This is a genomic window from Limnohabitans sp., assembly GCF_046052765.1.
GTDB lineage: Bacteria > Pseudomonadota > Gammaproteobacteria > Burkholderiales > Burkholderiaceae_C > Limnohabitans.
Genome location: NZ_JAVLFQ010000077.1, coordinates 1 through 8,127, shown reverse-complemented (window position 1 = coordinate 8,127; position 8,127 = coordinate 1). Strand labels below are relative to the sequence as shown.

The 8,127-nt window shown below is 44.3% G+C and carries 8 protein-coding genes; all 8 read right to left on the bottom strand.

The window, feature by feature from the left end:
• Nucleotides 1–69 precede the first annotated feature (69 nt).
• A complete protein-coding gene (locus AC9UG7_RS11315) occupies nucleotides 70–498 on the bottom strand; it encodes a CBS domain-containing protein (RefSeq protein ID WP_509587780.1) in 429 nt (142 codons plus the stop codon).
• A 648-nt stretch (nucleotides 499–1,146) separates the two neighbouring features.
• On the bottom strand, nucleotides 1,147–2,043 hold the full coding sequence (gene cyoE, locus AC9UG7_RS11310) for a heme o synthase (protein ID WP_509587778.1): 897 nt from the start codon (nucleotides 2,041–2,043) through the stop codon (nucleotides 1,147–1,149).
• 35 nt (nucleotides 2,044–2,078) lie between these two features.
• Nucleotides 2,079–2,666, bottom strand: coding sequence for a hypothetical protein (locus tag AC9UG7_RS11305; protein ID WP_509587776.1), 588 nt, complete (start codon nucleotides 2,664–2,666; stop codon nucleotides 2,079–2,081).
• 234 nt (nucleotides 2,667–2,900) lie between these two features.
• A complete protein-coding gene (locus tag AC9UG7_RS11300; protein WP_509587774.1) occupies nucleotides 2,901–3,227 on the bottom strand; it encodes a cytochrome C oxidase subunit IV family protein in 327 nt (108 codons plus the stop codon).
• Between the two features lie 9 nt (nucleotides 3,228–3,236).
• The gene (locus AC9UG7_RS11295; RefSeq protein ID WP_509587772.1) at nucleotides 3,237–3,962 is read right to left on the bottom strand and encodes a heme-copper oxidase subunit III family protein; all 726 of its coding nucleotides are present in this window, start codon (nucleotides 3,960–3,962) and stop codon (nucleotides 3,237–3,239) included.
• Between the two features lies 1 nt (nucleotide 3,963).
• Nucleotides 3,964–4,620 (bottom strand): cytochrome c oxidase subunit 3, encoded by a 657-nt coding sequence (locus AC9UG7_RS11290; protein WP_509587770.1) that lies wholly within the window; start codon nucleotides 4,618–4,620, stop codon nucleotides 3,964–3,966.
• A gap of 12 nt (nucleotides 4,621–4,632) precedes the next feature.
• A complete protein-coding gene (locus tag AC9UG7_RS11285) occupies nucleotides 4,633–6,339 on the bottom strand; it encodes a cytochrome c oxidase subunit I (RefSeq protein ID WP_509587782.1) in 1,707 nt (568 codons plus the stop codon).
• A gap of 105 nt (nucleotides 6,340–6,444) precedes the next feature.
• Complete coding sequence (locus AC9UG7_RS11280) at nucleotides 6,445–7,701, bottom strand: c-type cytochrome (protein ID WP_509587768.1); 1,257 nt, start codon at nucleotides 7,699–7,701, stop codon at nucleotides 6,445–6,447.
• Nucleotides 7,702–8,127 lie beyond the last annotated feature (426 nt).

The following is an 8,127-nucleotide window of genomic DNA, read 5'->3' as shown; positions in this document are numbered from 1 at the left end:
AACTCAAGCAGTTTTTAACAAGGTCGAATATCAGTAGCAGAGTAAACAAACCCAGTTCGATCCACGTATCTAGCCAGAAATATATTTTTGTAATTCTTTAATCTGATTTTTCTGCTGAACAATCATTTCTTTTACCACATCGCCAATCGATATTAAGCCAATTACTTTGCTGTTATCTAATATGGGTAAATGTCTGATTCGGTGGTCAGTCATTAACTGCATACATTCATCTAATTCAGTCTTAGGTCCAATCGTAATTAACTTGTCCGTCATAACCTCTTTTAATAAAATTTCATTGCTATTTTTTCCTTGGATTACTACTTTTCTTGCATAGTCTCTTTCAGAAAAAATTCCTGCAAGATGTTCTTCATTCATAATCAAAATACAACTGATATTTTTTTCAGCCATTAAAAATAGCGAGTCTATTACTCGATTTTCTGGTCTCAAACTCCATACTTTTCGCGAATTCAAGTCTAAGAATTGTTCCACTGTAGACATTTGACTCTCTCCTTTTTAAAGCCAAAGACTCATTACTTATTCGAGGCGATCATTATCCTAAAAACGAACTCTTTCTGATGGTTTTTCATCTTTAGTTCAATCCCACCTCTTCAAGCGATATTATGGCTCTCATTCGTGGCTGGGAAATACTTTTAGCGTCTATAAAAAGCAGTTAAAAATTGAGTTATTATCAGATCAATGATCTAAGTATTTTAATTCTCTGTACTTCCTTGACTCTAAACTGCTATCAGCTCTTTTCAGAAAAAAGGTTAACCATCTGTGTGGATTGCCTGTATACGCTTGGATAGTTAGTATTAGCGCTTTTAATTATGCAATTCAACAAGGTTATGTTTCGTTAGTGCTTGATATGTAAAGAACATGGGAGGAGATATAACTATACGAATATCCCAAATTGCAGCGAACAAAAATCGTATGAAAATGCTGCTTTTGCGGTAATCCGCAAGCGCCATTGCTTTACTGAGTGGCGTTTTTTTTATTTGTAGTGATCTTCTGTCTGTTTAGGAGCAGTAAAGTGGAGTTCATAAATCATTAAAGTACTGAGTTTGATCTTGAATGAATTGGTGAGCGGTGGCCTTCGGACAAAGTACAAATTACCCCAGAACACCATCCATCAATTAGTTTACTGTATCAAAACAAATAATGATCTGCCAGCATGGCCGCGAATAGCAAGCTTAAATGCACAAGAGAAAACTTGAAAGTCTGGCGCGCCTGCTCGTCCGAATATTTACGCCAAAGCTTGAATGCATGGCCCACAAAACCCAGACTTAAAGCCAGCGCAACTAATAGATAAAGCCAAGAGCTCATACCGTAAGCGAATGGCATTAAGCAAGCAGCTAACAAAATAAGGGTGTAGAGCAGGATTTGCAGACACGTGAAGTTAATTCCATGAGTCACAGGTAACATAGGTAGTCCCGACTTCCTATATTCCTCAACTCGGTAAAGTGCCAACGCCCAGAAATGAGGTGGAGTCCACAAGAAAATGATGAGAAAGAGTAGAAGAGCTTCGGGTCCCACCTGATCCGTCATGGCAGCCCATCCCAGCACCGGCGGCATCGCACCAGACGAGCCCCCAATCACTATATTTTGCGGCGTTAGTGGCTTCAGTATAAGGGTGTAAATAATTGCGTAACCCAAAAAAGTACCCAAGGTAAGCCACATGGTTAGGGGGTTGATCCAGAAATAAAGTAGAGCCGAACCAGCTGCGCAGAGCGCAAAGGAAAATAGTAAAGTCAGTAAGCCATCAATTTGACCTTTAGCAGTGGGCCGCCAAGCGGTTCTTTTCATTTTGGCGTCTATTTCTTTTTCAACCAAGCAGTTTATTGCAGCGGCCGCTCCAGCAACCAGCCAGATGCCTACACAGGCTAATATAGCATGTTGAATTTCGCTAAAAGTTGGTGTACTTGGTACCGCCATCACCATGCCCACAAGGGCGCAAAAGACAATCAGTTGCAGTACTCTAGGCTTTGTAAGCGCATAAAGCTGACTTAGAACGGTCAGGATATTTTGTGAAATGATAGTCGGCATAAATTGATTTTGATATTGGTAGACAACACTTCTACCTATGTGTTACGAATCATTCCTATTTTGCGCTGCAGTTTCACCAGCCAGTGAGGAGAACCGTCATCCGTTCCTGCTCGATGCAAATTTGGGTGAAGCTTTAGAATTTTTTCTAGAATTTCGTCCTGATCGGGCTCTAGATCAACGAAAAAAACATGACGACCTTCCTTTAAAATTTTTTCAAACCGAGCGAACTTATAGTTAGGTGTCTGAATCCCAATAAAGCCGCCTAACCAAGTACAAAAGCCTAAAATCACAACCGAAAGGAAAACAATTGGCATCCAGCCGGCTGATGTACTCCCCAGTTCAAAGCTGAAGGTAATCAAGAGAATCGTACTTGCCAAGCCGCTACCAATCACCGCGCCCAGTATCGACATGTGCACTATGTCTTGCTTCATGAGTGATTGGACTTCATGCAGGTGCGGATGAACTGACACGCTAGCGTCATCCCAGCTCAATACATGAATCTGAGGTGTTGAAATACCAGCACTCTCTAGTTGCTCTTCAAAAAGCTCTAAATCGTCCAAACTCAGACCAGTAAAATAACTTCTTTTTAGCTTCATTGAATACCCCCAGTTAAAACTTTCCAACCGGTTTGATAAGATCAACCAACCTCATCTATTGCTAAGCAAACCGTCTCGGCTGTGCAAGATCTGATTAGGCATACTCAAATGATGCGATACAAGGAGATAGGCAAGCAAGGCAACACCAATAAAAAACCCAGAAATTACGATGGTGTGTATGACGTATTTTTTTGCCATGCGTGACTCTCCAATTACTGAATGCCGTTGATATAAAATTTTTTCTAGATTTGTTAACCTTTTTTACGGCACACTCTTGAAGAAAAATACCCCGCGAGTCAGGTACGTATAGTCTGCCTCCAGTGCCCCGATACCGACGAAAGTTAGGATCAAAAGGGGCGGTAGCAAAATGGCATAAATGAAGGCCAAGCGCTCCCACATCATGTGCATGAAGACGGCAACGATCAAGCCCGCCTTCAACAACATAAAGACAATGATTAAGGACCAGCGCAGGTAGCTTTGCACATGAAAGTAATCAACCATATAAGAGGCTGTGCTTAGTACGAAAAGTAGCAACCATATCTTGAGATATATGCCTATCGGGTGCTGTTGGTTTTCTGCTTTAGACATAGGTTCTCTTTACCAAAGATAGAAAAATGCAAAAATAAAGACCCAGACCAAGTCCACAAAGTGCCAGTACAAACCGAGGATTTCTATCGCTTCATAGCTACCTTTACGCCCTGTCATGAATCCAGGCCGCTGGTGTTCTAAATCACCACGCCAGACTTTGATGGCAAAGATCACCAGAAAAATAACGCCTATGGAGACATGGGTGCCGTGAAATCCAGTCACCATAAAAAAAACAGAACCAAATTGTGCCGCACCCAAAGGATTGCCCCAAGGTCGAATCCCTTCCTCGGTGATTAACTTTGTCCACTCAAATGCCTGCATGCCGACAAACGAAGCTCCGAGTAAGGCGGTGATCATCAGCAGCACAAAGGTGGTTCGTCTGTCTTTGCGGTACCCGTAATTCACTGCCATGGCCATGGTTCCACTGCTGGTGATGAGAATGAGGGTCATCAACGCAATCAGAATCAAAGGGATTTTCTTGCCGCCAATAGTTAAGGCAAACACCTCGCTCGGATTGGGCCAGGCCTCGGGGGTTGAAATTCGTACTGTCATGTAAGAAATCAGGAAAATACTGAAAATAAAGGTGTCGCTGACCAAAAAAATCCACATCATGGCTTTGCCCCATGGGACCTTCTTGAACGACTGTTGATCAGACGACCAGTCACTGACAAAGCCCTTCATGCCGGGCTCCAAGACGGGCGAGTGAATAGGTATTGTCGAAACAGGGTGTTTCATATCAGGTCCTTCCCCTTATCCCGCAGATAATCATCAATTGATCCAAGTTGTTACCCGTGAACAACAAGCCGAAAAGTACAATCCAGACCAACAACAAAAAGTGCCAGTAGAGTGTGCACATCTCAACACTTTGCCGAACTTTCTCTAGCTCAAAACCTCTCCACAACCGCACTAGGGTTTGGCCCCAGACGACCAAGCCACCTATTAAATGCAATCCATGCAAACCTGTGATGAGATAGAAAAAAGCAATGGCTGGGTTGGTCACTTTAAAAAAGACCAAGGCGCTAAGTTCGCGCCAGGCTTGAGCTTGACCCATCAAGAACAACAAGGTGCAAAGTCCCGCAGCCAAAAGACTTCGGTGCAGTAGCTTTTGATTTCCACGCCTAACAGCGTACTGGGCTAATTCCAAACCCACGCTACCTAGAAAAAGCACCAGTGTATTAGCCCACATTAATCTGATTTGTGGTGCTGGCCGCCAATCTTCGTAGACCATACGTCCGGCATAAGCCACGATTAACAACGTGAACAAAACAGTGACGACGCCCAAAAACACTTTGAGTGCAACCCGCTTATTCTGCTGATTGGAATGCTGCAGCAGCAAAGGTAACTCAGCCGTTGCTTCCCAGGGCTTGGTGGTTAAATGATGGATTATGTTCATGGCTCAGCTAACTCAGCTACGCTTAACGTCTTTCGGCGCCACGTTTTGCGGTATGAAGTCATCAACGAACCCAGGCACACTGAAATCGTAAGCCCATCTATATACCATCGGTAATTCGGGTCCAAAATTACCGTGTTTCGGCGGCGTATCAGAGGTTTGCCATTCAAGCGTTGTCGCATTCCAAGGGTTGGGGCCCGATGGTTTACCTTTGAAAAAACTCCAAATTAAGTTATACAAAAAGAGCATTTGGAACGCACCCACAAACAAAGCGGCTAAAGTGATTCCGATATTCAAATCGTGAGCTGAAGCTGGAATGAAATTTGTTCCCTCGACTGAAAAATACCGTCTTGGTACTCCCAAAAATCCCAAGTAGTGCATGGGGAGGTAGATCGCGTAGGTGCCCAGAAAGGTAGTCCAGAAATGAATTTTGCCCATGCCCTCATGCATCATGCGCCCAGTAATCTTGGGGTACCAATGGTAAATTGCTCCTAGCACAACCATGACGGGAGCCACCGCCATTACCATGTGAAAATGGGCCACCACAAACATGGTGTCCGAGAGTGGAACACTGACGCTTACATTACCCAAGAACAAGCCGGTTAAGCCGCCGTGCAAAAATGCGAAGATAAAACCTATAGCAAACAGCATGGGTACCGTGAGATGAATACTGCCCTGCCAAAGTGTAAGGACCCAGTTATAAACTTTCAAAGCAGTGGGAATTGCAATGATTAATGTTGTTGTGGCAAAGAAGAATCCAAAATAGGGATTCATACCACTGACATACATGTGGTGTGCCCAGACAAAGAAACTGAGAATGCCAATGGCGACGATTGCCCAGACCATCATGCGGTAACCAAAAATATTTTTTCTGGCGTGGACACTGAGCAGGTCTGAGACAATGCCAAAAGCAGGTAAGGCGACAATATAGACTTCTGGATGACCAAAAAACCAGAACAAATGCTGGAACAGTAAGGGGCTACCGCCGGTATAACTAGCTTGCTTTCCCATCGACACAAGTGCGGGCATAAAAAAGCTGGTGCCCAACAACAAGTCAAACAACATCATCACCGCGCTTACAAATAACGCTGGAAAGGCAAGCAAGGCCAAAATAGTAGCGACAAAAATGCCCCATACTGTTAATGGCATGCGCATAAAAGTCATACCACGGGTGCGAGCTTGCAAAATAGTGACGACGTAATTCAGGCCGCCCATGGTAAAACCAATTATGAAAAATGCTAGCGACACCAGCATGAGAATAATGCCCCAGGTTGCACCCGGGGTACCAGGCAAAATCGCCTGTGGCGGGTAAAGGGTCCAGCCCGATCCGGTGGGCCCACCAGGGACAAAAAAACTTACCACCAGAAGAAGCACGGCGAAAAGGTAAATCCAAAAACTCAACATATTGAGATACGGGAAGACCATGTCTCTAGCACCCACCATCAAAGGAATTAGGTAGTTGCCAAAACCACCCAGAAACAAGGCGGTCAATAAATAAACAACCATGATCATGCCGTGCATGGTGACGGCTTGTAGGTAGTTGCTTGGATCTATGAACGAGAAAGTGTTAGGAAAGGCCAGTTGAAGTCTCATCATCCAAGACAAGACCAAGGCTACTAGCCCAATAGAAATAGCGGTGACAGCGTATTGGATCGCAATCACCTTAGCGTCTTGGCTCCAGATGTATTTACCTAGAAACGTTTTGGGATGGTAGAGCTCCATCTCCGCAACCTCTAATGGTCCGACTTCAGCAGACTCATCGTGTGCCATGTATTTCATTAGGATATCCTTTTTTTGGATTCGTCTATCTGTCCTGACAAAGCCCGTTCAGGGCAGCGAATTGATATAAGCCACCAAATCGTTAATAGCCTGCTCATCTTTCAAAATGGATGCCATCAATGCCATTTGAGGTCCATATTCATCCTTGGCGTGTGCGCCTCGTAAACCTTGCTTAAAATTTTTCAACTGAGTGGCCATATACCAGTCGCTCATACCCTTAAGTTTGGGGGCTTGCATGAGACGTACGCCTTGTCCGTTCTGGCCGTGGCAGGTTGCGCAGGTCGATGCAAACAATGATTTGCCAACGCTGGCGTTGCCGTTGATAGTTTTGGGTGCAGATGTATCTGGTAGTGAGGTGATGAATGCACTGACGTTTGCGATGTCAGCATCGTCGACTAGCATCGATGCCATCGGCGCCATCATCTTGCCAAATACATCCCGATCATCACTCCCTCGGATACCGTGTTTGAAATAACTCAGTTGCCGCTGCAGATACCATTCGCCCTGGCTGGCTAACTTAGGCGCATGAAGCAAGGGATTGCCTTCGGCTTCGGCACCATGGCAAGCCACACATTTTGCATAGAGGGTTTTGCCAAGTGTTATGTCACCACTGGTTTTAGACAAATTGTCTGCGAATGTTTTCTGCTCTCCCAACCAAGACAGATAGGCTGACTCTTCTTCCACCACAATGACACCACGCATCACAAAATGACCGACACCGCACAATTCATTGCACAGCAGATCAAATTTACCTGTTCGAGTGGGTGTTAACCAGAGATAGGTGACCATACCAGGCACCAAATCCATCTTGGCACGGAACTGGGGTACCGTGAAGTTGTGCAAAACGTCAACTGAGCGCAACAAGATCTTTACGGGCTTACCGATTTGCAAATGCAGCTCCTGGCTTGCGACCAGAATATCGTCACGCCCACTTGAGTCAGTCTGATCCATTCCAAACGGATTACCATCATTGATATTCTTGGCATTAACAACGCCAAGCTTGCCGTCTTTACCTGGTAGTCGGTATTGCCAATGCCATTGCTGTCCAACAGCCTCGACCAGGCGAGCATCTGAAGGAACGTTTACAAAATTAGCCCAGATGATCAGGCCCGGAGCCAGCATCGCGGCCACACCTACAGTTGTGACTCCGATTAACCACCACTCTAATTTTTTATTTTCAGGCTGGTAAGCAGCTCGAACCCCCAGCTTTGCTCGGAACTTAAAAATGCAATAAGCAACGAAGAGATTTACAGCTATAAAAGCTAGTCCGGTAATCCAAAAGGTAAGACTAATCGTATCGTCCATACCCTTCCAGTTGGAAGCGATAGGGGTGAAATACCATGGACTAAGGTAATGAAAGATTAGAGATCCAAGTACCAATAACACCAAGACGATTGCAATTAACATATCGATTCTCAATCCCAGTTTCAACTTGACGAGGAAATAGAAATAAGCTGATAAGACTCATACGCTTTTTTTTTTGGGCAGTATGTTCGATAGCACACAACTGAGGCTGACATGCCGCATGCAGTTTTTTAGAAAGCAAAAAAGCCCGGTAATGCTGGGCTTTTAGTATTGATGAATTTCGAGGTTCTTATTTTTTTAAAGCTTGCCGAATTGATTTTGAAGTCTCTTTATTGATCTGAAAAATCTGAATAGATGTTGAAGGAATGTATTCGTTTCATAAAGTGAATGTTTATTTAGGAACTATGATGCTTGGTAGAAAGGTAA